This is a genomic window from Streptomyces sp. NPDC006624 (assembly GCF_040611555.1).
Taxonomy (GTDB): Bacteria; Actinomycetota; Actinomycetes; order Streptomycetales; family Streptomycetaceae; genus Streptomyces.
Map to the genome: position 1 here is coordinate 47093 of NZ_JBEXOM010000002.1, position 26350 is coordinate 73442.

General features: G+C 70.5%; 21 protein-coding genes, 1 tRNA gene and 3 pseudogenes. 2 read left to right on the forward strand and 23 right to left on the reverse strand.

The features are described 5' to 3' along the window. Positions 1-256: 256 nt before the first annotated feature. Both ABZY20_RS03860 and ABZY20_RS03865 read right to left on the reverse strand, forming a co-directional pair. On the reverse strand, positions 257-3067 hold the full coding sequence (locus tag ABZY20_RS03860) for a S8 family serine peptidase (RefSeq protein WP_356436146.1): 2811 nt from the start codon (positions 3065-3067) through the stop codon (positions 257-259). 147 nt (positions 3068-3214) lie between these two features. Beyond that, complete coding sequence (locus ABZY20_RS03865) at positions 3215-4846, reverse strand: phospholipase A2 (RefSeq protein ID WP_356436148.1); 1632 nt, start codon at positions 4844-4846, stop codon at positions 3215-3217. Positions 4847-5092: 246 nt separating this feature from the next. On the opposite strand from ABZY20_RS03865, the gene ABZY20_RS03870 reads away from it, so the two are divergent. Continuing rightward, positions 5093-5779 carry a hypothetical protein gene (locus tag ABZY20_RS03870; protein ID WP_356436150.1) on the forward strand — a complete coding sequence of 229 codons (687 nt, stop codon included), beginning with the start codon at positions 5093-5095 and terminating at the stop codon, positions 5777-5779. Between the two features lie 313 nt (positions 5780-6092). Here the strand turns inward: ABZY20_RS03870 and rho are convergent, their stop codons facing one another. From rho to ABZY20_RS03905, 7 genes and pseudogenes are all read right to left on the reverse strand, one after another. Further along, on the reverse strand, positions 6093-8126 hold the full coding sequence (gene rho, locus ABZY20_RS03875; RefSeq protein ID WP_356436152.1) for a transcription termination factor Rho: 2034 nt from the start codon (positions 8124-8126) through the stop codon (positions 6093-6095). A 402-nt stretch (positions 8127-8528) separates the two neighbouring features. Then, positions 8529-9458 (reverse strand): homoserine kinase, encoded by a 930-nt coding sequence (thrB, locus tag ABZY20_RS03880; RefSeq protein ID WP_356436155.1) that lies wholly within the window; start codon positions 9456-9458, stop codon positions 8529-8531. 362 nt (positions 9459-9820) lie between these two features. After that, positions 9821-10879, reverse strand: a complete 1059-nt coding sequence (gene thrC / locus ABZY20_RS03885) for a threonine synthase (RefSeq protein WP_356436157.1) — start codon at positions 10877-10879, stop codon at positions 9821-9823. Positions 10880-10885: 6 nt separating this feature from the next. Continuing rightward, positions 10886-12178 carry a homoserine dehydrogenase gene (locus ABZY20_RS03890; protein WP_356436159.1) on the reverse strand — a complete coding sequence of 431 codons (1293 nt, stop codon included), beginning with the start codon at positions 12176-12178 and terminating at the stop codon, positions 10886-10888. Positions 12179-12350: 172 nt separating this feature from the next. Next, positions 12351-13742, reverse strand: coding sequence for a diaminopimelate decarboxylase (gene lysA, locus ABZY20_RS03895; protein WP_356436161.1), 1392 nt, complete (start codon positions 13740-13742; stop codon positions 12351-12353). Positions 13743-13767: 25 nt separating this feature from the next. Next, positions 13768-15132 (reverse strand): ArgS-related anticodon-binding protein NrtL, encoded by a 1365-nt coding sequence (gene nrtL, locus ABZY20_RS03900; protein WP_356436163.1) that lies wholly within the window; start codon positions 15130-15132, stop codon positions 13768-13770. A 379-nt stretch (positions 15133-15511) separates the two neighbouring features. Then, positions 15512-15937 (reverse strand): annotated as a pseudogene (locus tag ABZY20_RS03905) (response regulator); the annotation flags it as partial. 115 nt (positions 15938-16052) lie between these two features. Here ABZY20_RS03905 and ABZY20_RS03910 point away from each other — a divergent pair. After that, a tRNA-Arg gene (locus ABZY20_RS03910) sits at positions 16053-16124 on the forward strand. A gap of 163 nt (positions 16125-16287) precedes the next feature. On the opposite strand, the gene ABZY20_RS03915 is transcribed toward ABZY20_RS03910, so the two are convergent. The 14 genes and pseudogenes from ABZY20_RS03915 to ABZY20_RS03980 all read right to left on the reverse strand — a co-directional run bounded on the left by ABZY20_RS03915 (position 16288) and on the right by ABZY20_RS03980 (position 26268). After that, complete coding sequence (locus ABZY20_RS03915; protein WP_356436164.1) at positions 16288-16569, reverse strand: hypothetical protein; 282 nt, start codon at positions 16567-16569, stop codon at positions 16288-16290. Between the two features lie 107 nt (positions 16570-16676). Continuing rightward, entirely contained in the window at positions 16677-18050 is a 1374-nt protein-coding gene (locus ABZY20_RS03920) for a tyrosine-type recombinase/integrase (RefSeq protein WP_356436166.1), read from the reverse strand. Continuing rightward, a complete protein-coding gene (locus tag ABZY20_RS03925) occupies positions 18047-18217 on the reverse strand; it encodes a helix-turn-helix domain-containing protein (RefSeq protein ID WP_356437374.1) in 171 nt (56 codons plus the stop codon). The genes ABZY20_RS03920 and ABZY20_RS03925 overlap by 4 nt, the downstream gene beginning before the upstream one ends. Further along, positions 18217-19594 (reverse strand): annotated as a pseudogene (locus tag ABZY20_RS03930) (replication initiator). The gene ABZY20_RS03925 and the pseudogene ABZY20_RS03930 overlap by 1 nt, the downstream one beginning before the upstream one ends. Positions 19595-19695: 101 nt before the next feature. Next, positions 19696-19998, reverse strand: coding sequence for a SpdD-like protein (locus ABZY20_RS03935; RefSeq protein WP_356436168.1), 303 nt, complete (start codon positions 19996-19998; stop codon positions 19696-19698). 20 nt (positions 19999-20018) lie between these two features. Beyond that, positions 20019-20174: a hypothetical protein gene (locus tag ABZY20_RS03940; RefSeq protein WP_279329954.1), complete on the reverse strand. Its 156-nt coding sequence runs from the start codon at positions 20172-20174 to the stop codon at positions 20019-20021. A 17-nt stretch (positions 20175-20191) separates the two neighbouring features. Beyond that, a complete protein-coding gene (locus ABZY20_RS03945; protein ID WP_235074018.1) occupies positions 20192-20371 on the reverse strand; it encodes a mobile element transfer protein in 180 nt (59 codons plus the stop codon). A 13-nt stretch (positions 20372-20384) separates the two neighbouring features. After that, positions 20385-21095, reverse strand: coding sequence for a DUF2637 domain-containing protein (locus ABZY20_RS03950; protein ID WP_356436170.1), 711 nt, complete (start codon positions 21093-21095; stop codon positions 20385-20387). Positions 21096-21182: 87 nt separating this feature from the next. Next, a pseudogene (locus ABZY20_RS03955) lies at positions 21183-22550 on the reverse strand (FtsK/SpoIIIE domain-containing protein). A 5-nt stretch (positions 22551-22555) separates the two neighbouring features. Next, positions 22556-22903, reverse strand: coding sequence for a hypothetical protein (locus ABZY20_RS03960; protein WP_235074015.1), 348 nt, complete (start codon positions 22901-22903; stop codon positions 22556-22558). Positions 22904-23085: 182 nt separating this feature from the next. Continuing rightward, entirely contained in the window at positions 23086-23907 is an 822-nt protein-coding gene (locus ABZY20_RS03965) for an integrase (protein ID WP_356436172.1), read from the reverse strand. Continuing rightward, the gene (locus ABZY20_RS03970) at positions 23904-24755 is read right to left on the reverse strand and encodes a sigma factor-like helix-turn-helix DNA-binding protein (RefSeq protein WP_356436175.1); all 852 of its coding nucleotides are present in this window, start codon (positions 24753-24755) and stop codon (positions 23904-23906) included. The genes ABZY20_RS03965 and ABZY20_RS03970 overlap by 4 nt, the downstream gene beginning before the upstream one ends. Before the next feature lie 175 nt (positions 24756-24930). Then, positions 24931-25320, reverse strand: coding sequence for an ATP-binding protein (locus ABZY20_RS03975; RefSeq protein ID WP_356436178.1), 390 nt, complete (start codon positions 25318-25320; stop codon positions 24931-24933). Between the two features lie 96 nt (positions 25321-25416). Beyond that, a complete protein-coding gene (locus tag ABZY20_RS03980) occupies positions 25417-26268 on the reverse strand; it encodes a helix-turn-helix transcriptional regulator (RefSeq protein WP_356436181.1) in 852 nt (283 codons plus the stop codon). Between the last annotated feature and the right edge of the window lie 82 nt (positions 26269-26350).

The window sequence follows — 26350 nt, forward strand, 5'->3', positions numbered from 1 at the left end:
CAGTGCCAGGCGTAGCCGGGTGGCGGTCCTTCCTCGCACCATCGTCGCTCCAGCCGGTCAGACGGAGAAACTCGGGACAGGGTTGCACGACGCACTGTGCCCACCGCGTGCGGCGGTGGGCACAGTGCGTGTCCGTGGGGCCGGAGGGACCCGGCTCACCTGCAGTTTCGGTGGAGGACGTCGTTCTGCCGGAAGCGGTGCCGACGGACTCGCGCGTGGGGAAGATCTCTTCGGGCGCGTCCGAGGCACCCCTGGCTCAGCGGGCGGACATGCCGAACCGCAGCCCTGCCGCCGGGAGGCCGCTCGCGCCCGGTGCGTAGGTGGTGACCGACTGCGCGGTGCCTCCGGTGACGTTCGCCCAGGGCAACGCGTAAAGGGCTCCGTGGGCGCCCGGTCCGTAAGGCATACCGATGTAGAGATTGGCCTGTGTGCCGTACAGGCTGGTGCCCGTCTTGTGCGCGGCGGTCGGGGTTCCCGGCATACCGGAGGCGTTGCCGGCCTCGATCCACCGGTCGGTCACGCCCGGCGCGCTGCGCAGGCCGAAGACCATCACGGCGCCCGGGTCGGCGACCGTGCCAATGTCCTCACCCGGCACGCCGACGGCCATCACCAGACTCGCGTCGGTCCGGGCCTTCCCTGGATCCCGATTGGCGACGGCCACCTGGGCGCCCATGCGATCACCGGCCTCGGGTGCTCCGGTGACGTCGTCGGGCGCTTGGTCGTAGCCGCTGTTGATCTCCGTGATCGCCGGGGAGAAGTCCTTGTCCACCCTGAACACGAGAGCACGTCCGGCGTCGGCTTTGGCCGCTCCCCCGTAGGTGAGGTCCTCACCCGGTACACCGACGGCGATGTACGTGCCCCGCAGGGGCCAGGGGAAGCCCTGGTGGTACAACGCCTGGGTGGCCGAGACCGACGCACCGAACTGGTCCCCCGCCTCGGCCTCACCGCTCACGTCCGGGTCGGCCTCGTGGACGGCTCCCACATGGGCCGGGACGCCGTTCTCGTTGAGTTTGTGGGTCATCACGTTGACCTGGCCCGATATCACCTCGGACGGGTTCGGGCCCGGTCCGGGCACCACACCCTCGCCCGGTACGCCGACCACCACGTACTCAGGGCTCGCGGCCACCGAGGAGCCGAACTTGTCGCCCGCCTCCAGCGTGCCCGGAATCCCCGAGCTTCCCTGTATCACCGTCCGGTTGACGCTGCCTCGCAGGTAGAAGACGGCGCCTGTGTCCGTCTTGCCGTCGATGTCCTCACCCGGGACCCCGAAGACCAGGAACGGCTCCTGGTCGAGCGTGAGGCCGGCTGCGACGGCGGCGCCCATGCGGTCTCCGGATTCCGAGGACGCGGCGAGGAGGCCTTCGGCGCCCGTGCCCTGCTCGAAGTGGAGTGCCGCCTTGCCCGTACCGAGGCCGCCGGAGGCCCCGTAGAGCACGTCCACGGTGCCGGCGTCCGTCGCGCTGCCGACGTCCTCGCGGGATGTGCCGACGACCAGATCGGTGCAGCCGTCCTTGTTGTGGTCGGTGGTGGCGAGGGAGTCGCCGAAGAAGTCGTTCGCCTCGGCGTCGCCGGGCACCGAGGCGAGGTCCTGATTCACCTCGGACGTGCCCCTTCCACCGCCGTAGACGACCCGTACGAGGCCGGCCTTGGCGTCGCCGCCGACGGCCGCCTCGGGGTCGGCGACGGCGATGTCCTCCTTCTTGTCGCAGTTGAAGTCGTGGCCGGTCGTCGCCGGCTGGACGGTCGCGCCGAGCGCTTGGGCGACATCGATGCGGGGGGTCTCGGCGCCCGTGTAGGCGACCGTCTTCCCGCTGCTCTCGAGCCGCGACTCGGAGTTCGCGACACTGTCGTTCGGGAACGCCTGCCGCAGGACCGCGAGGGCGCCGGACACGTGCGGCGCGGCCATGGAGGTGCCGTTCTTCGCGGCGTACCCGTCGCCCGGGACGGAGGAGGTGATGCCGGTACCGGGAGCGAGGAGGTCCAGCAGCGGGCCGCGGTTGGTGAACGCGGACAGCTGGTCGTCGTCGGAGGTGGCGCCGACCGTGATCGCGGAGGAGACGCAGCCGGGCGCGCTCACCGCGTCACCGAACCCGTTGTTGCCGGCCGCGACCACGGTGGCGACTCCGGCGGCGAGCAGCTTGTCGACGGCCGCCTTGCGGGCGTCGTTGTCGCAGGCGGTGGCGTACCTGCCGGCGCCCAGGCTCAGGTTCGCCGCGACCACCGGTGCCCCGGACTGGCGCAGTTGCAGCACCTTCTCCAGGGCGGCCAGCTGAGCGCTGGTGAAGCTGCCCACGCACGGTGCGGCGCCGGGGCCGCAGTAGTCCTCGGAGTCGAACTTGCTGAACACCTGCAGGGCGATGATGTCCGCGCCGGGAGCGACACCGCGCTTGGGGGCTCCGGTGATGCCCTCGCCGTTGCCGGCGATGATGCCGGCCACGTGCGTGCCGTGATCGCATTCGGCGATGGCCGCGCAGGGGCCGGTCCCGGAGTCGGCCGTGCCCGCGCCCTCCTGGTGGTCGGTCCCGTCAGGACACAGGCTGGTGGCGCTGAGGTCGGGGTCGGTGGTCGAGAAGCACGCCTCGGAGATGACCCGGTCCTTGAGGAACGGGTGGCGGGTGGCGACCCCGGTGTCCAGTACGGCCACCACACTGCCCGCACCGTTCATACCCTGTGCGGAGGCCTGGTCGGCGCCGATGAGGGGGATGCTCTCGTCCAGCGAGGGCCGCGCCGGGACGTCCTCCGTGACGCTGACCACGCCCGGCTGGGCGGCCAGCTGGTCCAGGCCGCCGCGGTCGACCTTGAGGGTGACGACCGGCAGGGTCTGGAACGACTGCACCGTCTCACCGGCCGAGGCGGCTGCCGAGAGGTCTGTGCGGTTCTCGGTGACGACATTGACGCGGGCGACGCCGCCGGACGACGTCGCGTCGTACAGCGGCGGATCGATGGGATCACCATTCGTCGCGGCCGCCGCGGCGGCACTGCGGGGCACCGCGGCCTGGGCCGGGACGGCGCCGAGCGTCACGGCCATCACCGCGGTGACGACCGTGGTCCATATGGGTTTGTTCACTGAGGCTCCGGTGGGAAGCGGGCGTGGCTGAACCCGCTGCTGCGCATACGGGGAAAGGCGAGCACCGAAGGGCCGGACGGCGGAGATGTTCCGCCGTCCGGCCGGTAGCGCTCGTGGGCGTGATCGGTCCGAGGGCCGCGCCGCGGATCAGGTGGCGTTGGCGCCGTTCTTCGGGTTGCCCTTCAGGCCGACGGCCTTGTAGTAGACCCACGCCCAGCCTTCGCACTCGGGCCTGGCCAGGACGCCGTACTTCTTGCAGCTGTACGTCTTCATCGTGGTGTGGAAGGCGTTGTCGACGTTCGACTTCTTGCTTCGGTCGAGGTAGTACTTGTAGCCCTTGTAGGTGTTGCCGATCAGGCCGTAGCCGTAGTCGTGCATGTCGCACGCGCTGCGGAAGTTGAAGCCCTTGGGCTTGCTTACGTTGGGGCCCGGGGTGCTGCAGCCGTCGTTGTTGATGCCCACGACCCAGTGCTTGGTCGGCGTCTGCTTCCAGAGCGGCTTGTGCCAGCCGTAGTGCGCGGCCCATGCGGCACAGCCCGACTCGAGGTACCACAGCCAGTCCGTCGCGCGGTTGCAGTGGCGCGGGTAGGCCGCCGGGTCGGAGATCTCTCCGCTGGTGAAGTCGGTCGCCGGCGGGGTGGTGGCGGTTGCGTCGGTGATGGCGGCCGCACCCTGGAGGGTCGACTCCGCGGCCGGACGCGCGGGGCCTTCGGACTCGACGTTCGGGGCGGCCGAATCGGCCGGGAACGTCAGCTCCCAGGCACCGTTGGACGGCGACGTGACGTCGGCGACCCGTCCCGTGGTGTCGTAGGCGTACGAGGCGACCGGCTCGGCGGCCTCGACCGGGTTGACCACTGCGCGCAGCAGGCCCGAGGTGTCGTAGGAGTACCGCGCGAGGGTCTGCGTGGTGGTACCGACGGTGAGGCTGATCTCCTTGGCGCGACCCGCGTACTCACCAGGAGCCGTGCCCGTGGCCGTCGTGTCGGTCGAGTACTTGACCGTCAGCGACTGCGCCGGCGTCTCCCCGGCGGCGGCCTCCTTGATGCTGGATACCCGGCCCTGGGCGTCGTAGCCGGCCGTGGTGAGGACACCGTCGGCCACGGTGCCGACGCCGGTGACGCGCCAAGTGTCGGCACCCGGGGCGACCTGCTTCCAGGTGTAGGTGGGGGTCAGCCCGGCGATGCCGACGGGAGCGCTGGCGTCGGTGTCGGTGGACTGATCAGCGTCCACCTCGGACGGGGGCGCGCTGAGGACCTCGGAGACGGTCGAGACCAGGGCGCCGGTCGTCGCGTCGAACTTGGTGGTCTCGGTGAGCTTGTTGCCCTGGGCGGACAGGTACTTCCGTACGCCGCCACCGCTGGGGTAGTCGACGCTGCTGGTCAGGCTGTAGGTGATCGGGACGTTCTCGTCGAGGTCGGTGACGACGACGGAGTCGGACTTCTGCTCCAGCTTGCGGTTGAGCTGGCCCCCCACGAATTCGGCTTCCCAGCCGGGGCCGAAGACGCCCATGTCCGGACGGGACGCGGGTGCGGACTCCGGCCTGGAGACACCGTCGGCCTGGGCATTGACCGTGTGGCTGCGGCTCATGAGGCCCTCTGCCACGTCAGTCTCGTAGATCTCGAAGGACCGGTCCGCGGTCGAGTACACCCCGGGACCGACCTGCTCGATATCGCCTTCCGCCAGCGGCGGATCCACGACCGCGGCCGCCAGAGCGAGCGATGCGTCCGCGCGTTCCGCCTGCGCAATTCCCTGCGGCAATAAGACGGACAAGGACAGCACGGCAATTGCGGGTATCGCAATTCTGCGCACGAGTTCCCCCCTCGTGTAGCAAGTGTGTGAGTGATCAAGCGATCAAGCGCAGACACTAGATCACCACTGATTGTTTTCACAAGCACCAAAAACGGAACGTGCAGATCCGTATTTCTCCGAGCGAGGAATGCAGCGCTTCTATTGGCCGCGCGCAGTCCGTGTAAATGAGTACGCGTACTCATGCGGGGTGCCGAGTGACGACCGGATACTGCGCGCATGACACCCATCACCGCCCCCACCGGCGCGTTCGCCCGCCACCGGCTCGCCCTCGCGGCTGTCGCCCTCGGCGCCCTGGCACTCACCGGCTGCGGAAGCGACGGGTCCGGCGGCGGTGGGACACAGAGCGAGCCGGGCAGGAGCGCCGAGGTGAGTGCCACCACGCCGACCGGCGAGCAGGCGGCGTTCGAAGCGATGCTCGACAAGGTCGCCCAACCGTGCTCCACGACCGACGAGGCCCCGTCCGGGCCCGGTGACCAGGCCCCGTCCGGGCCCGGCGACGAGAGCCCGACCGGTCCGGCGGGAGAACAGAGCCTCGCCCCCGGTGAGACTCCCCCGGACGAGCCGATCGAGCCCGGTGCCCCCTCGGAGCCGGCGCCTCAGCTGAGCGACCGGGACCGGTGCGCGAGCGTCCAGCACGAACAGCGCATCATCGAGGCGCTGCAGTCCGTCCCGGATCCCACCCCCGCCAAGGTCCGCAAGAGCCTGAACGGCCTCGGCTACATAGACGAGCGCATCCACGGCCTGAAGCAGGACGGCAGGACCACGCGGTTCCACCTCGACCTGCGCGAGAAGGGCGGCCGGCTCTGCGAGGCAGGCGTGGCGGCGGGCCAGCAGACGGACGTCACCCCATGCGTGGCCCCCGCGGCCGGAGCGTTCACCGTCAATACGCCCGAAGGGGTGTGAAAGCCCCTTTCCGGCTGCGCGGCAATCCGGCCGGACCATTCCGGACCGACACCGGTTTATGAAGAAAAGCACCGTTTCCGCGGCGGGGAAGCGATGCCGGGATTCCGACATCGCGGACGTGACGAGAACCACCGATCCGCAGTTTTCTCGCCGTCCGCCTGGCCCGTTTTGGTTTCCCGAATACGGACCGGCGGCAGAAAGGCGTCGCCGAGCGAGCCGCCTTCTCAGCCGCGCGACAACACCGGACGCGCACGACGAAGGGCCGCCCCCTGCGCTCGCAGGGGGCGGCCCTCGGTCTTTTCCGGGACGACCCTCAGTCGCCGTTGCCGGGCGCCGGCGTCGTCTTCTGGATCTGCATCAGGAACTCGGCGTTCGACTTCGTCTGCTTCATCTTGTCGAGGAGCAGCTCCACCGCCTGCTGCTGGTCGAGTGCGTGCAGCACCCGGCGCAGCTTCCAGACGATGGCGAGTTCGTCGCTGGCGAGCAGGATCTCCTCCTTGCGGGTGCCGGACGCGTCGACGTCCACCGCGGGGAAGATGCGCTTGTCGGCGAGCTTGCGGTCGAGCTTGAGCTCGGCGTTGCCGGTGCCCTTGAACTCCTCGAAGATGACCTCGTCCATGCGGGACCCGGTGTCCACCAGGGCGGTGGCGAGGATGGTCAGCGAGCCGCCGTCCTCGATGTTGCGGGCCGCGCCGAAGAAGCGCTTCGGCGGGTACAGGGCGGTCGAGTCGACACCACCGGACAGGATGCGGCCGGAGGCGGGCGCGGCGAGGTTGTACGCACGGCCCAGACGGGTGATCGAGTCGAGCAGGACGACCACGTCGTGACCCAGCTCCACCAGGCGCTTGGCGCGCTCGATGGCGAGCTCGGCGACCGTGGTGTGGTCCTCGGCCGGGCGGTCGAAGGTCGAGGAGATGACCTCGCCCTTGACCGACCGCTGCATGTCGGTGACCTCTTCCGGACGCTCGTCGACCAGGACGACCATCAGGTGGCACTCGGGGTTGTTGTGCGTGATCGCGTTGGCGATCGCCTGCATGATCATGGTCTTGCCGGTCTTCGGCGGGGCCACGATCAGACCGCGCTGGCCCTTACCGATCGGCGACACGAGGTCGATGATGCGGGTGGTGAGCACGCCCGGGTCCGTCTCCAGGCGGAGGCGGTCCTGCGGGTACAGCGGGGTGAGCTTGTTGAACTCCGGGCGGCCGCGGCCGTGTTCGGGCGCCATGCCGTTGACGGAGTCCAGGCGCACCAGCGCGTTGAACTTCTCGCGCCGCTCGCCGTCCTTGGGCTGGCGCACGGCACCGGTGATGTGGTCGCCCTTGCGCAGGCCGTTCTTGCGGACCTGGGCGAGGGAGACGTACACGTCGTTCGGGCCGGGCAGGTAGCCGGAGGTGCGGATGAAGGCGTAGTTGTCGAGGATGTCGAGGATGCCCGCGACAGGGATCAGGACGTCGTCCTCGGTGATCTGCGGCTCCTGCACCTCGTCGCGGCCGCGGCGGCCACGGCGGTCGCGGTAGCGCCCGCGGCGGCCGCGCCGCCCGCCCTCGAAGTCGTCCCCGTCCTCGTCGGCACGCGGGCCGCGGTCCTGGCGGCCGCCGCCCTGCTGGCTCTGCTGGCCGCGCTGGCCGCCGCCCTGCTGGTCGTCGCCCTTGCGGCGCTCGCGGTCCCGGCCCCGGCCGCGGTCGCGGTCACGGTCGCGGCGACGGCCCTCGCCGCCGTCACCGGCGTCGGACTTGGCGTCGTTGTTCTGCGACTGCTGCTGCACGGGCGCTTCGCCCCTGGACTCGTTCTTCGCCTCGGCGGCGACGGTCTCGGGAGCGGAGGAGGGGGATCCGGCGTCGGCCGTGGCACGGCGGCGACGGCGCTCGGACGGCGCGTCGTCTCCCGCGCGCTCGGCCTCACCCGCGCGGGCGGCGTTCCCGCCCGGCTGGCCGGGGATCTCGATCTGCTGCTGAGCCGTGGCCTTCTCCGCGGGGGCCTCGGGGGCCTCCTTCGCGTCGGCCTTCTTCTCGGCCTTCTCACCGTTGTCGCCCGTACGGGTGCGGGAGGTCGCGCGGCGCTTCGGCTTGGTCTCGGCGGCGGTGTCGGCCTTCGCGGCCGGAGCGGCGCCGCCGGACGCCTGCGCCTCCTTGATGACCTCGATCAGCTGGCTCTTGCGCATGCGCGCGGTGCCCCTGATACCCAGGCCGGATGCGACCTGTTGCAGCTCGGCCAGCACCATGCCCTCGAGGCCGGTACCGCGGCGCCGCCGGGAGCCGGCACCGGTGGCAGGCGCGGAGGCGTCCGTGGCGGGCGCGGCAGCGGTCTCCTCGACACGTGCGCCCATCAGATCGGTGGTGTCGCTCACGAAGGGTCCTTCCCTGGAGCGGACGTCGGCCTGTCTGGCTCGGCGACCGGTTGTGCTGTCCGGCGTCGGTCCGTGTGGTGTGAACCGTGCCGGGGCGGTGGTCCGCCTAAGCGGCGGAGGAATCTGGTGATGGCGCTTCCTTGAGCCGTGGCACCCAGTGTCAGTGTCACGTGGCGTGGTCGCACCGGTTCCGGAGCGTGCCCTGCGAACCGCTCAGTGTCCTTGTACGGCGTACGGTCCGACGTACGGAACACAGTGCGGCTTGGGGGGCTCCCGGAAGAATGTCTGTCCCGGACGGGGACACGAGGCACCTCGCCATGGTGGGGTCGGGTGCAGACTTGAGGTTAACACTACCGGATCCAACAAACATTCCCCCTCTCGAAATCCGGCAACCGCGCGCTTTCAGATGTCACTGGAGGTGGCGAGCGGCAGCACGCTCGCACCCTGTGCGTCGAGTTCCAGCCGGTTCGCGGCCCAGTCGCCTCCGGCCAGGGTCTCGACCTTGTCGGCGGTGCCCGGGTCGGCCAGCGCCATCACCGTCGGCCCGGCGCCGGAGATGACGGCGGGGACGCCCTCGGCCCGCAGCCGCTCCACCAGTGCCGCGCTCTCGGGCATGGCCGGGGCCCGGTACTCCTGGTGGAGCCGGTCCTCGGTGGCCGGCAGCAGCAGCTCGGGGCGCCGGGTCATGGCCTCGACCAGCAGGGCGGCCCGGCCGGCGTTGGCGGCCGCGTCCACGTGCGGGACGGTCCGCGGGAGCAGTCCGCGCGCCGTCTCCGTGAGGACCGGCTTTCCGGGGACGAAAACCACCGGAACGATGGAATCGGCGGGGTCCATCCTGATCGCGCGGGCCGCGCCGCCCTCCATCCAGGAGAGCGTGAAACCGCCGAGCAGACAGGCCGCGACGTTGTCGGGGTGGCCCTCGATCTCCGTGGCGAGCTCCAGCAGCGCGGTGTCGTCGAGCTTGGCCTCGGCGCCTATGGTCACGGCCCGGGCGGCGACGATGCCGGCGCAGATGGCGGCCGAGGAGGAGCCCAGGCCCCGGCCGTGCGGGATGCGGTTGGCGCAGACGATCTCCAGGCCGCGCGGCTGACCGCCCAGCAGGTCGAACGCGGTGCGCAGGGACCGTACGAGAAGGTGCTGCTCGTCGCGCGGGAGCGTCTCGCTGCCCTCACCCGCGATGTCGATGTGCAGCCCGGAGTCGGCCACCCGGACGACCACGTCGTCGTACAGACCCAGCGCGAGGCCGAGGGCGTCGAAGCCCGGGCCGAGGTTGGCGCTGGTGGCGGGGACGCGCACCCGGACGGCGGCGGCGCGGAACGCTGGACCGGCCATCGCTCGATGACTCTCCTTGAGCTGCGTGATTGTCGAATGACGTTCGATGGACATTCGATGGCGTACGAGAACCCTGGGGGCCGCTGCCGACCGGACGGGCCGGGCGCTGTCCCGGCCGCGGAGGCGGCGCGGCACCGCGCTCCGGGCGGAGGCATATGCGGCGGGCGGGTTCAGTACAGCCTATCGAAGGAAGGTTCTGTGGCGACATAGGGCGCACAGGAGGCGCACGATGCGTGTCGTAAGCCCCCTGTGCACCCCCTGCAGGGATCATCCCCGGTCGAGCGCCGTCTTACGCCGGACCATGCCGGGCGTGTCCCCGGCGCTCGACGCGTCGGCGCACGTCAGGACGGCCCCGGGCGCCCTCAGGCGAGACCCAGGCGCTCCGCCGCGGCCGCCGCGTCGACGGGGACGGTGACCGGCTGCGGGGCCCCGGCGACCGCCCAGTCGGGGTCCTTCAGGCCGTTGCCGGTGACCGTGCAGACGATCCGCTGGCCGGGGTCGACCTTGCCCTGCTCGGCGGCCTTCAGCAGACCGGCGACGGACGCCGCGGACGCGGGCTCGACGAAGACGCCCTCCTGCGAGGCCAGCAGCCGGTAGGCGCGCAGGATCTCACGGTCCGTCACCTCGTCGATCAGACCGCCCGACTCGTCCCGCGCGGCGAGCGCGTAGTTCCACGAGGCCGGGTTGCCGATGCGGATCGCGGTGGCGATGGTCGAGGGGTCCTTCACGACCTCGCCGCGCACGATCGGGGCGCTGCCGGAGGCCTGGAAGCCCCACATCCGGGGCGTCCGGGAGGCGATGCCGTCGGCGGCGTACTCCGTGTAGCCCTTCCAGTAGGCCGTGATGTTGCCCGCGTTGCCGACCGGCAGGACGTGGATGTCGGGCGCGTCGCCGAGCATGTCCACGATCTCGAAGGCCGCCGTCTTCTGACCCTCGATACGTACCGGGTTGACCGAATTGACCAGCGAGACGGGGTAGTTGTCGCTCAGGCCGCGGGCGAGGGTGAGGCAGTCGTCGAAGTTGCCGTCGACCTGGAGGATCTTCGCGCCGTGCACGAGCGCCTGGCCCATCTTGCCGAGCGCGATCTTGCCCTGCGGCACGAGCACGGCGCAGACCATCCCGGCCCGCACGGCGTACGCGGCGGCGGAGGCCGAGGTGTTGCCGGTGGAGGCGCAGATGACCGCCTTCGCGCCCTCCTCCTTGGCCCGCGTGATGGCCATGGTCATACCGCGGTCCTTGAAGGAACCGGTCGGGTTGGCGCCCTCCACCTTGAGGTGGACCTCGCAGCCCGTGCGCTCGGAGAGCACCTGCGCGGGCACGAGGGGCGTACCGCCCTCGCGGAGCGTCACGACCGGCGTGGTGTCCGATACCGGCAGCCGGTCCCGGTACTCCTCGATGATTCCGCGCCACTGGTGGGTCATTGCTGGTTACTCTCCTTCAACCCGCATGATGCTGGCGACACCACGCACGGTGTCGAGCTTGCGCAACGCCTCGACGGTCCCGGTGAGGGCCGCGTCGGACGCACGGTGCGTGACGACGACGAGGGAGGCCTCGCCGTCCTTCCCCGACTGGCGAACCGTATCGATCGAGACTCCGTGCTCGGCGAAGACGGTCGCGACCTGGGCGAGAACACCCGGTTTGTCGGCCACGTCGAGGCTGATGTGGTACCGCGTGACGACGTCGCCCATCGGGGACACCGGCAGGGCGGCGTAGGCGGACTCACCCGGTCCGGTCGCGCCGTTGAGCCGGTTGCGGCAGACGGCGACCAGGTCGCCGAGGACGGCGGAGGCCGTCGGGGAACCGCCCGCTCCGGGACCGTAGAACATGAGCTGCCCGGCGGCGTCGGACTCGACGAACACGGCGTTGTAGGCGCCGCGCACGGAGGCCAGCGGGTGGCTCAGCGGGATCATCGCCGGGTGCACGCGCGCGGTGACGGACCCGCCGTCCGCGGCCCGCTCGCAGATGGCGAGCAGCTTGATGGTGCAGCCCATCTCCTTGGCGGAGGCGAAGTCGGCGGCGGTGACCTCGGTCATGCCCTCGCGGTAGACGTCGTCGAGGCGCACACGTGTGTGGAAGGCGATGCCGGCGAGGATCGCGGCCTTGGCGGCGGCGTCGAAGCCCTCGACGTCGGCGGTCGGGTCGGCCTCGGCGTACCCCAGGGCGGTGGCCTCGTCGAGGGCCTCCTGGTAGCCGGCGCCGGTGGAGTCCATCTTGTCGAGGATGAAGTTGGTGGTGCCGTTGACGATGCCCATCACGCGGTTGATCTTGTCGCCGGCGAGGGACTCGCGCAGCGGCCGGATCAGCGGGATGGCGCCGGCGACGGCGGCCTCGTAGTAGAGGTCCTTGCCGTGCTCGTCGGCGGCGGCGTGCAGCGCGGCGCCGTCCTGGGCGAGCAGCGCCTTGTTGGCGGAGACGACGGAGGCGCCGTGCTCGAAGGCGGCGGTGATCAGGGAGCGCGCGGGCTCGATGCCGCCGATCACCTCCACCACCACGTCGATGTCGCCGCGTTTGACGAGGGCGGTGGCGTCCGTGGTGACCAGGGCGGGGTCGATGCCCTCGCGGACCTTGTCCGGGCGGCGCACGGCCACGCCCGCCAGCTCCACCGGGGCCCCGATGCGGGCCGTGAGGTCGTCGGCGTGCGTCGTCATGATGCGCGCCACCTCTGAGCCGACCACTCCACAGCCCAGCAGCGCCACCTTCAGCGGACGCGTACGCATCATCCGACCTCGTTTCCTCATGACCGTCTACGGTGCAACCAGTCTCACCCACCGAACGGGACTTTCTGCCCCTGGTCCGGATCGTGAGATGTCTATTTCATTTGTACGCGGGTGGAAGACAGGAGATCTTCCACCCGCTCTCGCCGGCCGCCCGGCGTCCCCCAGCCGACATCCCTCAGCCGACATCCAGACGCAGGAGGTCCTCCTCCGTCTCACGGCGGACGATCACCCGCGCCTCGCCGTCGCGCACGGCCACGACCGGCGGCCGCAGCACGTGGTTGTAGTTGCTGGCCATGGACCGGCAGTAGGCGCCCGTGGCGGGCACGGCGATGAGGTCACCCGGTGCCAGGTCGGCCGGCAGGAACGCGTCCTTCACCACGATGTCCCCGCTCTCGCAGTGCTTGCCGACGACCCGGGCGAGCATCGGCTCGGCGTCGGAGGTGCGGGAGACCAGCGCCACGCTGTACTCGGCGTCGTAGAGCGCGGTACGGATGTTGTCCGACATGCCGCCGTCGACGGAGACGTAGGTGCGCAGCCCGTCGAGGGGCTTGGTGGTGCCGACCTCGTAGAGCGTGAAGGCGGTCGGGCCGACGATGGCGCGTCCCGGCTCGACGGAGATGCGGGGCGTGCGCAGCTTGGCCACCTCGCACTCGCGGCTGACGATCTCGCTGAGCGACTTGGCGATCTCGTGCGGCTCGCGGGGGTCGTCGTCACTGGTGTACGCGATCCCGAGCCCGCCGCCGAGGTCGATCTCCGGCAGCTCGATCCCGTGCTCGTCACGGATGTCCTTCAGCAGCCCGACCACCCGGTGCGCGGCGACCTCGAACCCGGACATGTCGAAGATCTGCGACCCGATGTGGCTGTGGATGCCGACGAGCTCCAGACCGTCGAGCTGCAGCGCCCGCCGTACGGCCTCCGCGGCCTGGCCGCCGGCCAGCGGAATGCCGAACTTCTGGTCCTCGTGGGCGGTGGCGATGAACTCGTGGGTGTGGGCCTCGACACCCACGGTGATCCGGATCAGGACCTTCTGCCGCTTGCCCAGACCCTGCGCGATGTGGGCGACGCGCACGATCTCCTGGAAGGAGTCGAGCACGATGTGGCCGACGCCGGCCTCGACGGCCCGGGTGATCTCGTCGACGGACTTGTTGTTGCCGTGGAAGGCGATGCGCTCGGCGGGCATGCCGGCGGACAGCGCGGTGGCCAGCTCGCCGCCGGAGCAGACGTCGACGTTCAGCCCCTCCTCGTGCAGCCAGCGCACGACGGCGCGGGAGAGGAACGCCTTGCCCGCGTAGTAGACGTCGGCGCCGGTCCCGAAGGCGGTGCGCCAGGCCCGCGCGCGGGCCCGGAAGTCGGTCTCGTCCAGGACGTACGCCGGGGTGCCGAACTCCTCGGCGAGCCGCGTGACGGGGATGCCGCCGACGGTGAGGACCCCGTCCTCGTCCCGCGTGACGGTCTGCGCCCACACCTTCGCGTCGAGCGCGTTGAGGTCGGCGGGCGGGGCGGAGTAGTGCCCCTCGGGGAGGACATCGGCGTGACGGGGCCCGGCGGGGTGTGCGGAACGGCTCATGGTTTCGTGTGCCTCTTCTTGGCTCTCAGAGGTGTTCGGGTGCGTCGATGCCGAGCAGGGACAGGCCACCGGCCAGCACCGCCCCGGCGGCTTCGGCGAGCGCGAGCCGGGCACGGTGGGCGGCCGAGGGTTTCTCCTCACCGACAGGCAGCACGGCGGACAGCAGCGGCAGCGTGGCGTCGGCGACGGCGATCAGATGCCGGGCGAGACGGTCGGGGCTGCGGTGGGACGCGGTGGCGGCCAGGACGCGGGGGTGGTCGCCCAGCAGGGCGAGCAGGGGGGTGGTGGCCGGGTGGGGGGCGGGGCGGGCGAGCCGTGCGGTGGTATCCGTGTCGTGCACGGGGCCGGGCTCGGGGTGGGGCAGCGGTGTGGTGATGTCCGGGTCGGGTGCGGGGCGGGCCTGAGGTGAAGTGGTGCCCGGGTCGGGCATGGGGCGGGACTGAGGTCCAGTGGTGCCCGGGTCGGGCATGGGGCGGGACTGAGGTCCAGTGGTGCCCGGGTCGGGCACGGGGCGGGCCTCAGGTCCAGTGGTGCCCGGGTCGGGCACGGGGCGGGCCTCAGGTCCAGTGGTGCCCGGGTCGGGCACGGGGCCGGGCTCGGGTTGGAAGCCCAGGTCGCGGGCGTTGCGCAGGAGGGCCCGGGTGCGGGCGTGGGCGTACCGGACGCGGAAGAGGGGGTTGTTCTCCCGCTGGACCAGGTGATCACGGGTGATCCGGGGACGGTCGTGGGGGGCGGGGTGGAGCAGGGCCCAGCGGGCGGCGTCGCGGCCGAGCGGGAGGGGGTCGGCCGGGGCGGGGACAGGGCGGACGTCGACCCGCCGGTCGGTGCGGGCGTGGGGCCCTTGGCCGGTGAAGTCCACATGCCCTCGGCGGGTGAAGTCCACGCCGAGGACGGACTCCCACTCCGCCTCCGCGGGCGGCCCGCCTTCGCACTCGATCCGGACGAGATCTCCCTGGCTGCGCAGCACACGGGCGAGGGCGTCCGCGCTCACGACGGCCCGGACCTCCGCCGGGCACCGCACCAGGACGACGTTCCCACTCAACCCGTCGGCGTGCCCGTAGCGCCGCCCGCGACGCAGGACCTCCTCGACGAGGCCGGTGGAGGCGTCGCCGGCCAGGCTGAGGTTGAGGAACCCGGGCCCGGTGACGACGACGTCGCTGATGCACCACTCGTCGAGCAGCCGCGCGCGGAGGATCTCGGCGACACCGAGCGGCGGCTGCCCTGCGGGGCGGGCGAGCTGGAGGGCGATGTTGGTGGCGTAGTCGCCGCATCCCCCGGGCCCGGGCGGAGTCACCACGGCCCGCTCCGGCACGGTCACGCTGAGCACCCCGTCATCGACAGCGCGACGCACGGCGTGCAGCACGGTGCGGGAGAGCTCGACGGGGGTCACGGGGACAAGCGTATGGGAGGAGGGGGGTGGGTATGCGAACCGGTTTTGGTGGTGGTCCGGGATGTGGACGGGGTGGGGTGGGGGCGAGGCACGGCCGGGGAAGGTGCGGCTCTGTTCGGGGGAGGTGCGGCTCTGTCTACCTGACCGGGCGTGTGGGTGGCTAGGGCATGACGGGCTGGTCGACGGGCCGATCGAGCGGCTGGTCCACGGTGGGCACGGGGGCGTCGGAGGAGCCTGCCGAATCTTTGGGGTCCGTTGGAGCGGCGGGAGTCGACGGCATGGGAGGGGTCGTGGAAGCCGTAGGCCTGACGGGAATGACAGAAGCTGCACCACTGTCGCCGCCGACCCCGGCACCATCACCTGCCTGCAGCCGACCTCGCCGTGCCCGCTCGACCAACTGCTGCACCATGTCGACCAGTTCGGCGGGTTCGAAAGGCTTGGAAAGGAAGGCGTCGACGCCGGCCTCAAGCCCGGCCTCGACCTCGAGACGACTGCACGCACTGACGATCGCGAGGGGCGTGTCGCGGGTCAGCGGATCGGCCCGCAACCGAGCGGCGGTCTTGAGCCCGTCCAGCCGGGGCATCACGACGTCGAGGGTCACAACATCGGGCCGCACCTGATGAACGACATCAAGACACTCGGCACCATCGGCCGCGGTCACGACCTCCAGCCCCTCAAGCTCGAGGTTGACCCTGATCAGCTGCCGGATGACCTTGTTGTCGTCCACAACAAGCACCCGACCCGACGCGCCTGGCACAACTCGAGAGTAGGTCGGCCCCGGCCACCGCGTCCGGGTTTTCCCCACTTCCACCCCTGACGAGCGACCTTCACGCCCTCCCCCGGCAGCGGAAACCCGTTCATGACCACCCCATGGGAGCTGGTAGTGTTCTACCCGTCGCCGCGAGCAACGCGACCGACACGCCCCCGTAGCTCAGGGGATAGAGCAACGGCCTCCGGAGCCGTGTGCGCAGGTTCGAATCCTGCCGGGGGCACCCTGTATTAGGTGCCCAAAGACCCCGTCACCAGCGGAAACGCTGAGGCCGGGGTCTTCGCGTATGTGCAGTTGGATGCGGCCCGTAGCGGCCGTATGTCGGGGTCCGTGGACTATTCGTGGACTGGCGACGGGCGACAAACGCCCAGGTCGGCCAGCGTTTCTCACGCCATGGCCCGAGCCTCCACGAGCGACCGCTGCACGTCGCCCACCAGGTCCCGGAGGCGTCCGGGCTGCACGCCCTCGTGTTCCATCCACTCGCCGAAGCGAGGACGCAGGTGCCGCACCATGCCCGTCCCGTGGCGACGCAGCACCGAGCGATTGATCGAGATCTCTTCCTGCACCTCTCTTCGGAGATCATCGGTCCAGCCCTGCGCCCGGTCTTCCTCGCCCAGAGGGGCCTTGAGAGCGGCCACCGCTTCGTCGAGGACCGCAAGCAAGTCCATGGCATCCCCCGGAGATCACAAGGTGCACTGCACCGGTTCCTGTCAGCCCTTGAATGGCGAAAGCCCCCGGACGAGTCCGGGGGCTCGAAGCCTAGCGCCGTACGGGATCACTCGTACTCGCGCAACAGCTCCTCGATCTTGCGGTTGGCAATCTCCTGTCGTCCGTCGATGCATTTGGCGTAGCGGCTCAGCAGGACCTCCACGCTGTTGCCCGCACGTTCGGCAACCTCTGTCGGGTCCACCCCCGAGTTGAGCCAGGTCGACAGCGCCGAGTGCCGGAGGTCATACGGGCGAGCCGCGAGCGGGGAGGCCACCGCGGCCGGCGGAAGCGCCAGCGCACGCGCCTCCTGCCAGACGCGGTAGTACGTCGAGGAGCCGACCACTCCCCCGTGCTCGTTCGTGAACAGCCGCCCGTCCTCGGCGGTGCCGAACGTGTCGAGGTGCTGCCGGAGGATGGCGACGAGCTGGGGCGGGATCGGGACGAGCCGGACCTCTTCCGCCGGACGGTTCTTGAGGCCCCGGTCGTCATGAGTCTCGCCGGAGTCCGTCCACTGCTTTCCGACGCTGGGACGCGTCCGATTCAGCAGCACCGTTCCCCAGCCGGTCTCGGGCAGCTTCAAGTCCGCATCGGTGAGGCCGACGGCCTCAGCCGGACGCAAGGCGCCGTAGTACATGCAGGCGAACAGGCCGACGAGTCGACGACCACGAGCCCGGCCGTACCCACCGACGTACGAGACCGCAGTCAGCAGGGAGCGGGCCTGCGCGGGATTGGCGACCACCCGGGGATCGACTTCCCCGGTCACCTTCGGTTTCTTCCAGCGAATTCCCGTGATCGGGTTCTCTTTGAACTCTCCGAGGTCCACCGCGTAATGCAGCGCATTGACGAGTGTCCGACGCTTACGCCGAACGGTCTCCGCGGCTGCCGCCGTCCCGTCGAGCTTCAGCTTGAGCGAATCCAGGACGGCCCTGCCGATCGCAGCATCACCGAGATCCGAGAGCGGACGCGACGTCTTGGCCACCCAGTGCAGGGTGTTCGCGATCTCGGTCGGCAATTCGCGCTCGTCCGGTCCGGGAAGGACGAAGGCCCAGTTGCGAAGCGCCCTCCTGATCAGTTCCTCGGACGGCTGCCCCGGACGCTCGTCGAGCAGGGCCATCGTCACGGCGGTCAGGGCCTCATTGATCCCGTTGCGCGTGTTCGGCGCCGCGTGCGGCCACTTCATGGCGAGGTACTTCAGAGCGAAGGCGTACCAGGTCGTCGAGGTTGCCTTTTCGATCAACGAATCGGGCAGCCCGGTCTCTGTGTCGAACTCTTCGCCAGCATGAGCGGCACGAAGCACCTTGGAACGGTAATGGTCCGCAAGCCCCTTGGTGCGGAACTGTTCGGAGAACACTTTCCCGGCAACGGTCCACCGGACGTCGTAGGACGACTTCTTGGTGTTCCTCTTCCGAACACCCCACACCTTCACGTCGAGAGACTTCACGCCGCCTCCTCCAACTGCCGCAGCCAGGCGGTGAAGTCGCTCCGCCACACACGGAGCTCCCCGTTGGGCAGCTTGAACGCAGCGGGGCCCTGCCCCAGCTCCCGCCACCGGTAGAACGTACGGCGGGACACACCGCCCAGCTCTGCGAGGATCTGCGGGACGGTCATCAATTCGTCACGTCGGTGGTCCACGCCGGTTCTCCTTCCGTGTCGTCGTCTGTCTGGGCTGCGGGTGTAGGGATGCCGTGAGCGATGAGGTGTTCTGCAGCGGTCAGGCCGGTGCCGGCGAAGCGCCAGTGCGAGAGGACGAGCACGGTGTCCGGGTCGGGCAGTGGGCGGCCGGCTTCGGCCGCGCGTTCGCGGGCCAGGGCTTCGTTGTGGTCGGCGCGTGCCTGGCGGAGGGCGCCGAGGGTGACGGAGTAGGCGCGTGACTTGGTGGAGAAGTGGCCGCGGAAGCCGAGCATGTGAGCCCACTTGCGCAGGCGTAGGTCTTCGAGTTCCGGGAGCGCGCCGAGGTGCCAGCAGGTGAGGATCATGCGCCGGGCGTGGTTGGTGACGCCGGAGCCGATCAGGTCGGTGATCGGGTTCCGGATGGGGCGGTCGAGGGTGCCCGCGGTTTCGGCGCCCTTGGTGGCGTACTTGGCGATGTAGGCAGCCACGGCGCGGCTGGACAGTTCCGAGGTGGCCGCGAAGTCGGCCGAGCGGATGGGGCGGATGTCGAGCTGGTCGCCGAAGCGGAATGCGTACGCGTGGCCGTCGAGGACGGGGCCGGGTGTCTCGGCGACGCGGGCCGCCGATCGGATCGCGTCGGTGAGCAGTCCGGTGGTGGCCCAAGTCGGTGGGGCGTCCTCGGCGCCGTCCGGGCCGTCGAGGCGGATGACGGCGTGGAAGTGGACGGCGCCGCGCCGCTGGTACTCGGCGACCTTGGCGTAGGAGACCTTGATGCAGTCGCGCAGCGCCGAGCGGCTAATGCCCGCGTGAGAGGCGAGGTGCTGGCGCAGGTAGGTGGTGAAGCGGGCCCACAGTGCCCCGGCGTGTGCGTTCCACAGGACGGCCGCGCGGTAGTCGTAGCGGTCCGGGTCGAGGGGTGTGCCGAGGGTGGGGTCGTCGTCGGGGTGGTGGCGTCCGCAGCGGCACCGGCCGCCGCCGGGGCGGTTGTGGACGGGGCCGAAGGACGGGGCGGTGAAGGTGGCGAAGACCCGGGGGTGTTGGGCGACGGCCGGGCCGATGCCCTTGCCGCCGCTCAGGCCGGCGGTGACCAGGTGGAAGGTGTCTTTGCGGTAGATCTCGGCGCAGGCGGCACACCGGGTGGCACGGCGGTTGTTGCAGCGGATGAGGAGCTGTCCGGCCGGAAGGTCGCGGTCGGCGATCTCGCGGACGATCTCCCCGGTTGCGGCGTGGACGTCGAGCCGGTGGCCTTCCATGCGTACGGGCTGCTCGCAGCCGCCGAGACGCTGGATCTGGTGTGCGTAGGCGCTGAGGTCGCCGTGCTGGGCGAGTGCGCGCCAGCTGGCGGATGGCTGCGGTCGGAGCCGCAGGGCGCATGTGCGGGTTCCTCCTTGGAAGAGACGGACGGGCGGTGCCAGCGCCCGGCCTGTCAAGGGGGCTAGACAGCGTGGGCAGGTCGGGCGGGCAGAGGCGTGAGGTCAGCGGCGGGTGAGGATCGAGCGGATGACGACGGCGCACACGGCCACGGACGTGGCGCTGATGGCGATGGCGAGGAGCATGGAGACCAGGACGGTGCCGACGACCAGGACCGCGGCGGTGCCGCCGCCGACGAGGGCGAGCGCGCTTCCGGGCGTGAAGCGGGCTGCTGGGCGGGGTGAACCCGGAGCGACGGGGGCCGGGGACGGAGCCGGGGCACCCGGCGTGGTGGTCGGCTCGACGACGGCGGGCGGGGCGGCCGGGCCGGTGGGCTGCGGCATGGTCGGGACTTTCGGTCGGAACATGAACGATCCCCTTTCGCGGGTCACTTGAGGAAGCTGTCGATGACGGGAGCAAGCAGGCTGTCGGCGAGCAGGTATCCGCCGACGAGCAGCACGGCGATGAGCCACACGGGCGGACGGATGAGCTTGACGCCGAGGACCCCGACGACGAGCAGGGCGAGCCAGAGCGGAACGTCCATTTCTGTAGGTCTCCTGTTCAGGCCGGGCAGCGGTGGAGGCGGGCGGCGAGTTCGGCGGCGGCGCGGCTGTCGTACTCGGCGGAGAAGTCGCAGCGGGGCGCGGTGCAGGCGGCCAGGTGGCGGTTGCGCCCGCGGTCGACGAACGAGGCGACGTTCACGGGGCCGATGCGACGGACGTTGCGGAAACGCCGGTTCATGGCGGTGCTCCTCTCAGAGGTGTGCAGCGACGGACGGAGTCATGGACGGGGGCAGGCCGAGCCGGACGCGTACGGCGTCGGGGTCGGCGGGGTGGCCCGTGGTCGAGCGGTGCTCCTCAGCCAGCGCCCGCGCCCGGTCGACGAGGGCGGGCGGCAGAGTGACCGTGGAAGGGGGCACCGGGGCCGGAGCGGCGGCCGGTTCGGTGGTGGGCTCCGGGGCCGGTTCGGGCTCGTCGGAGGGGGCGGGCTGCGCGTCTCGGTCGGCCCGGTCGACGGCACCCGCAGCCGGACGCGGAGTCGGGTCGGCGTCCGTCGCCGGGGAGGCCGGGACCACCGGGGCTTCCGGGACGGCAGGAGCGTGGGCCAGGAGCGTGCCGCCGAAGAAGGCGACGGCGGGCCAGCCCGCGACCGTCACGCGTAGCCAGGCCGGTACGTCCTCCAGGTCGAGGAGCCCGGCCGTCGCGACGTTGGCGCCGAGCGATGCGGCCAGGGCCACCAGGAACCACAGCCGCGGGCCACCGGCCGCCACTCCCACTCGCTGCTGCTGACGCATCCGGCGCCAGGCCGCGACCAAGAGCAGGTCGACACTCACCGGGTAGGCCCAGGCCTTCCAGCCGTCCTGTCCAGCCGCCGCAGCGAGATCGTGCAGGTGGGAGAAGGACAGGGCACCGGCGATGACGGCCTGAACGATCACGGCGTCCACGCGGGCCAGTTGGGCGCGCATCGGCTCGGTCTCCTTCCGGTTTCGGGCATGGGAGGTGTAGGGACACGGCGCGAGGCGGTCACGCCGGCCGTGGGAGTGGGAGTGCGGTTACTCGGCCACCGGGCGGGCGGTGGGCACCGCAGGAGCGGTAGAGGAAGGCCCGGCGGGCTTGGCGGCGACGAGAGGCCGGAAGGCGTCGATGCGGGGCAGGACCGGGACCAAGCCCGCGGTGTCGCGACAGACGGCCGCAGCGTCGTCGAGGGTGAGGTGGGGTGAGCGGATGCGGGACCAGCCGCCGGAGGAGTCGCCGACGACTGCGACGCCAGGCCGTTCGGCCGGGATGGAGGTTGCGGCCAGTGCCGCTTCCTGCGCGATGTCGCCGAGCGCCATGGTGGCGGAGGTCTCGTCGTTGACGCGGTGGCAGACGCGGCCGGTGAGCTGGGCGCGGAGCATGGTGGCTCCCTTGCCGAGTTCGGCACCGAAGCGCTGCCCGCAGACCTCCAGGTAGATGCCGGCCGCGCGGCCGAGCTGGGCAAGCCGGATGAGCTTGGTGACCATGGCGTCCCGTCGCCTCTCGTCGTCCTTGCTGGCGGCGAGGAAGAGTTCAGCGACCTCGTCGACAACGACCACGACCGGCACCGGTCGTACCTTCTCCGGCAGGCCCCAGACATCCGAAGTCAGCCCGGCATCCGAACCGGCCCCGCCCCGCACGCCGATGAGGCGGAACCGCGCCTCCATCTCATCCACCAAGGCATCCAGCAGTTCGTTCGCACGATCCGGCGTATCGGCCAATGCCGACAACCGGGGCGCGAACGGGGCCAGTTCCACACCCCACTTGCAGTCGATGCCGACGAGCGCGACGGGTTGCCGGGCCAGCCCGCACAGCAGGTTGCGTAGATACACGGACTTGCCGGACTGCGTCGCGCCGAGGATCAGTTCGTGCGGCACGGTACGGAAGTCACGGACGTGCCAGTGCCCGTCTTCCCGCAGCGCCAGCGGCAGCGAAAGCGGTTCGGTGCGCAGCCACCGCCGAGTGGGCCGGACGTCGGTGAGGACGTCCCAGCCGACCAACCGCAGCTCCAACCGCCCCGGCCTGGTGGGACGGACGTGCACGGCGTGCGCGCCCTAGGCGTGCCGCAGCCGGTCGGCCGAGGCGGTGAAGTCCTCGGGTGACTGCCCGGCCGCCATGCGCAGGCGCATCACGAGCCCGCACCCGGTCGGCAACGGGAACGAACGGCGAGGCGGCACGGGAGCAGCCTGCCGCCCCACCATCCGGGCGGTGGCCCGGCGCATGGCCGAAGCGGGCACCGTAAGGCCGCAGGCATCCATGGTGGCCCGGTACGAGGTGAGGACCCGCAGCGTGACGGCCGGATACCCGACCAGCCACCAGAACAGGACCGGCAGCCGACGACGCACAGCGACCAGCGCGGCCACCGCCAGCAGTCCCAGCATCAGAACCCACAGGGCATCGGTCATGACACTCAGCCCTGCGCCGTCGCCGGAGCGCCGACCATGACGGCGTCCGCCCGGTAGGCGATGCCGTGCCGGGCACGACCACCGAACTCGCTCTCCCACGGCCGGGCCACCAGTCCGGACAGGAAGACCGGCGCTCCCATGGCCAGCCCTTCGCCAACGCCCTTCTCAGGAACGGTGACCTTGATCATGTCGGAACCGCCCTGCGCGATGAACACCAGCTCCAGGACCATGAGCCGGTCGTTGGTCACGGGGTCTACGGCCACTTCACCGGTCTGCCGGTCCCTCACCTTGACCTCGGGCAGCTTGGTGACCAGCAGAGTTGCGGACGAGGTGTCCACGGGGATGAAGCGCATTCTGTGAACCTCACTCAGGTCGGGCGCCCATCGCGGGCGCCGGATCGAACTGGATACCCCCCTAGACAGCAAGGGAGTGACCCGCCCTAACTGTCTAGGGGGGTTGACGGAAACCGTAACCGACGCCCCGTCAAACTGTCTAGGGGGGTATACAAGTGGGTCTCGAAGACCGCCGGGATGCGCTACGACATGACCCAGTGCAGCGCGGTCGCGTCGTCGCGGGTCTTGCCTCGCGGCCAACGCCGGCCGTTGGGGTCGTCAGCCTCGGCCGCACGTACGCGCCGGATCAGTTCATCCGGTCCCGACGAGTTGAGGAGACCCAAGGCCTCTTTCCAGTCGGCGAGTTCGAAGCTGTCGACGAGTCGCGTAGCGCCATCGCTCAGCAGCGTCACGGAGGCCAGTGAATCCAGCGGCACCGTCCCCGTCAGGGCATGGTCGGCCGCTTGCGGGTCGGGTCCGGCGATCCAGAAGCCGCCCGGCCGGTTACGGAGACCGGTCAGAGCGTCCCGGTACTCCGCGAGGGCAGCGGCGTGTTCGAGCGAACCGGTGGGCAGTGCGTCCAGCGGTCCGCGCAACCGTTCGCCGACGTCGTCCAAACGCTGGTCGGTGATGGCGGCCGTAGTCCCGTCCGTCTCGGCGAGGAGGAGGGTCGAGTCACCGAGGACGAGGTACTCCAGGGCTCCGGCCTCGACCCGGACAGCGACGACCGTGCTGGTCGGACTGGCCCGGTAAGCGAGGTCGCATGTGTCCTCGTGCAGGGAGCGGACAGTCTGGATCGAGTCGGCGAGACAGTCGGCCAGCGGCCGGGCAGGCCGCGCCGCGATACCGGCCAGCAGCAGCCCGCCCAGCGTCGAGGAGAACCAGGCGATGCCGTGCACGCATCCGGTCTCCGCCCCGGCCACGCCGGCGCCGTCGAGGAGAACGGCCGCACCGGGGCCGGCCGCGGCGAAGTCCTCGTTCTCCCGTCCCGGGTCGGCCGGCTGGGTGCCGAGGGCGACGTTCATGCCGTTGCCTCCTCGTCGTGCAGGTAGAGGGGGCAGAGCAGTTCGACGGATTGCGGCTCGTCGGTCTCGGGGTCGTAATCGACGCTCACCAGCGTGGAGAAGTGCCGCTCGCCCACCTGTCCCCAGAGCGAGTTGAGGTCCGAGGAGAGCAGGTGGACCACGCCGAGGGAGCCTGCCGTGTGGATTCCGGCGATGGCGAGTACCGAGCCGTTGCCGTCCGGTCGCGGCAGCCTGCCGAGGTATCCGACGTCATGCGGGCGGCGCGGCTCGATGTCCGCGCCCGCGTGATACGTCGCCCCTGTGCGCCGGTCGACCAGCGCCCACGGTTCGCCCTCCGGATGCTCCCAGCCGAGTACCGGGTCCTGGGCGTACAGATTCTTCATGGCGTCGGACATGCCCGGCCCGCAGACGACGATCAGGCCGTCGCGGTTCAGGTCGATCTCACCGCTTACTTGCACGTGACCGGAGCTGACGGCAAGCCCGTACGACTTGGCCAGCTCCTCCAGCCGCTTCCCGGAGTTCATGTCGGCCATGGCCACGACCGGACGCTTCTTCTCGCCGTCCCACCGCAGCGGAGTCACCACGGTGACGGCACCCACGCCCAGAAAGGCCCCCTCAGGCGCCGGGCCGGTGTGCCGGATCTGGTGAATCCGCCCACGGCTCAGACCGGCCTTCTCAGCGATCTGCGCATAGGACAACCCTTGGGCGTGGAGGTCCTGGACCACACGGCGGCGGAGCCGGGCAAGCTCGGTCACCTCCTGCTGCGCGTCGGCCAGCCTCTTGGTGACCTCGCGCAGGAGCAGATACGGATCATTGATGGCGGTGATCCGCTGCAGCTCGTCCGACATGACCGCACCTCCTAGAAGTAACCAGGAGTCTAGGGCCCTAGACGGAACGGGCGGCAGGCGCCGCCCTGTACGCACGCCTACCACGAAGAACCGGGACCGCCGCCGAGGCACACCCCGAGGACTCACCCGCCACCGCCCGCGGGATGGTCGCGCACCGCCCAAGGGCCTGACTTGATCACACCCCCTCCCGGACCAGATCGGCCCACACAGCACGCCCCTGGGGCCAGCTCTTCACACCCCAGTCCTTGGCACAGGACGCGATCAGCAGCAGCCCGCGCCCGCTCTCTTCCTGGCTGGTCACGTCGCACAGGTGCGGCACCCGATCGCCGCCCTCGTCGACCACCTCGATCCGTACGAGGTCATCGCCGAAGCAGACGACTACGAGGAACCAGCCGCCGGGCGCACCGCTCCGGGAGTGCCGCACGGCATTGGTCGCCAGCTCGCTCACGACCAGGACGGCATCGTCGAAGGAGCCGTGCCCGTCGAGCAGGGCAGCGACGAAGTGACGCGCCTGCGCCACCTCCTCGGCCACACCAGGAAAGGCACGACACCACTTGGACCGCATAGAAGACTCCTCACCATCGTCTAGGGGGCTAGACAGCCAGCGGCAGCGTATTCCCAAGCGGACCCAACAGGCCAGGCATACAGAGGAATTATTCCTCTAAGGGGTGAGGGTGTCTCCCAAGTCGCGGAACTCCTGCATCACCTGCAACAGCAGCTCCCGCACCTCGTCGCCGAAGACCGCAGCCCGCTCGAAGCGACCGAACGTCTCCTCGTACGAGGCCACCTCGACAGAGTCGGCCGACACCCGCTCGGCACCGAACGTCTCGACCACGACCGCACGCCGGTCGCACAGCGTGAACCCATGTCGAGGCAGGACCGGAACCGGCTGACGCCAAGGGACGACCCCGAGCCGCACCGTGCTCAGACTCTCGACAGCCAGCAACCGATCCAGCTGGGCCAGCATCAGCGCCGGCGTCCCCGGCCACGTACGGAGCACCGCTTCGGTCAGCACGAACACCGACTCGCGCCCAGGTTCGTACAGCACGCTCTGCCGCTCAACACGGGCAGCAACGGCCCGGCCCACCGACTCGGGCGTCGTGGCCGGCGCACTCTCGAAGACGTGCCGGGCGTACTCCGCGCTCTGGAGCATGGCCGGGAGAACGACGCACTGGAATGAGCGCACCAGCCGAGCGGAACGAACCTCGTCATCAACGGCAACACCGGTCGAGGCCGTGCCGTCGTCCGGTCCACCGGAGTCCGCAGCCGCCTCTACCGCGGCCAGGAGGTCACGCACCTCCAGGGCAGTCGTCTCGTCGAGGCCGAGGGCGCGAGAGAGCCGGTCCAGCACATCGAGGCTCGGGACCATGCGCCCGTTCTCCACCTTGGACACAGTCGGCTGCCCCACATGAGCCCGCTGCGCCAACACAGCACCCGTCAGGCCGGCCTCTGCACGAAGCGCACGAAGACGCATCCCGAGCGCCCGCATCCGGTCTCGCCGTTCACTCCCCATGTCCAGCGTTCTACACCACGACCCAGCAGTCACCGGGCACAAGAGCAGCATCAACGTGCAGCAGAGCGTGCGTGATTCAAAG

What these genes read in the sequence shown, in the direction of transcription:
- ABZY20_RS03870 (WP_356436150.1), top strand. Translation starts at nt 5,093, where the DNA reads ATGACACCCATCACCGCCCCCACCGGCGCGTTCGCCCGCCACCGGCTC.
- thrB (WP_356436155.1), bottom strand. Translation starts at nt 9,458, where the DNA reads ATGGCCGGTCCAGCGTTCCGCGCCGCCGCCGTCCGGGTGCGCGTCCCC.
- thrC (WP_356436157.1), bottom strand. Translation starts at nt 10,879, where the DNA reads ATGACCCACCAGTGGCGCGGAATCATCGAGGAGTACCGGGACCGGCTG.
- ABZY20_RS03890 (WP_356436159.1), bottom strand. Translation starts at nt 12,178, where the DNA reads ATGATGCGTACGCGTCCGCTGAAGGTGGCGCTGCTGGGCTGTGGAGTG.
- lysA (WP_356436161.1), bottom strand. Translation starts at nt 13,742, where the DNA reads ATGAGCCGTTCCGCACACCCCGCCGGGCCCCGTCACGCCGATGTCCTC.
- ABZY20_RS03915 (WP_356436164.1), bottom strand. Translation starts at nt 16,569, where the DNA reads ATGGACTTGCTTGCGGTCCTCGACGAAGCGGTGGCCGCTCTCAAGGCC.
- ABZY20_RS03925 (WP_356437374.1), bottom strand. Translation starts at nt 18,217, where the DNA reads ATGACCGTCCCGCAGATCCTCGCAGAGCTGGGCGGTGTGTCCCGCCGT.
- ABZY20_RS03935 (WP_356436168.1), bottom strand. Translation starts at nt 19,998, where the DNA reads ATGTTCCGACCGAAAGTCCCGACCATGCCGCAGCCCACCGGCCCGGCC.
- ABZY20_RS03940 (WP_279329954.1), bottom strand. Translation starts at nt 20,174, where the DNA reads ATGGACGTTCCGCTCTGGCTCGCCCTGCTCGTCGTCGGGGTCCTCGGC.
- ABZY20_RS03945 (WP_235074018.1), bottom strand. Translation starts at nt 20,371, where the DNA reads ATGAACCGGCGTTTCCGCAACGTCCGTCGCATCGGCCCCGTGAACGTC.
- ABZY20_RS03950 (WP_356436170.1), bottom strand. Translation starts at nt 21,095, where the DNA reads ATGCGCGCCCAACTGGCCCGCGTGGACGCCGTGATCGTTCAGGCCGTC.
- ABZY20_RS03960 (WP_235074015.1), bottom strand. Translation starts at nt 22,903, where the DNA reads ATGCGCTTCATCCCCGTGGACACCTCGTCCGCAACTCTGCTGGTCACC.
- ABZY20_RS03965 (WP_356436172.1), bottom strand. Translation starts at nt 23,907, where the DNA reads ATGAACGTCGCCCTCGGCACCCAGCCGGCCGACCCGGGACGGGAGAAC.
- ABZY20_RS03970 (WP_356436175.1), bottom strand. Translation starts at nt 24,755, where the DNA reads ATGTCGGACGAGCTGCAGCGGATCACCGCCATCAATGATCCGTATCTG.
- ABZY20_RS03975 (WP_356436178.1), bottom strand. Translation starts at nt 25,320, where the DNA reads ATGCGGTCCAAGTGGTGTCGTGCCTTTCCTGGTGTGGCCGAGGAGGTG.
- ABZY20_RS03980 (WP_356436181.1), bottom strand. Translation starts at nt 26,268, where the DNA reads ATGGGGAGTGAACGGCGAGACCGGATGCGGGCGCTCGGGATGCGTCTT.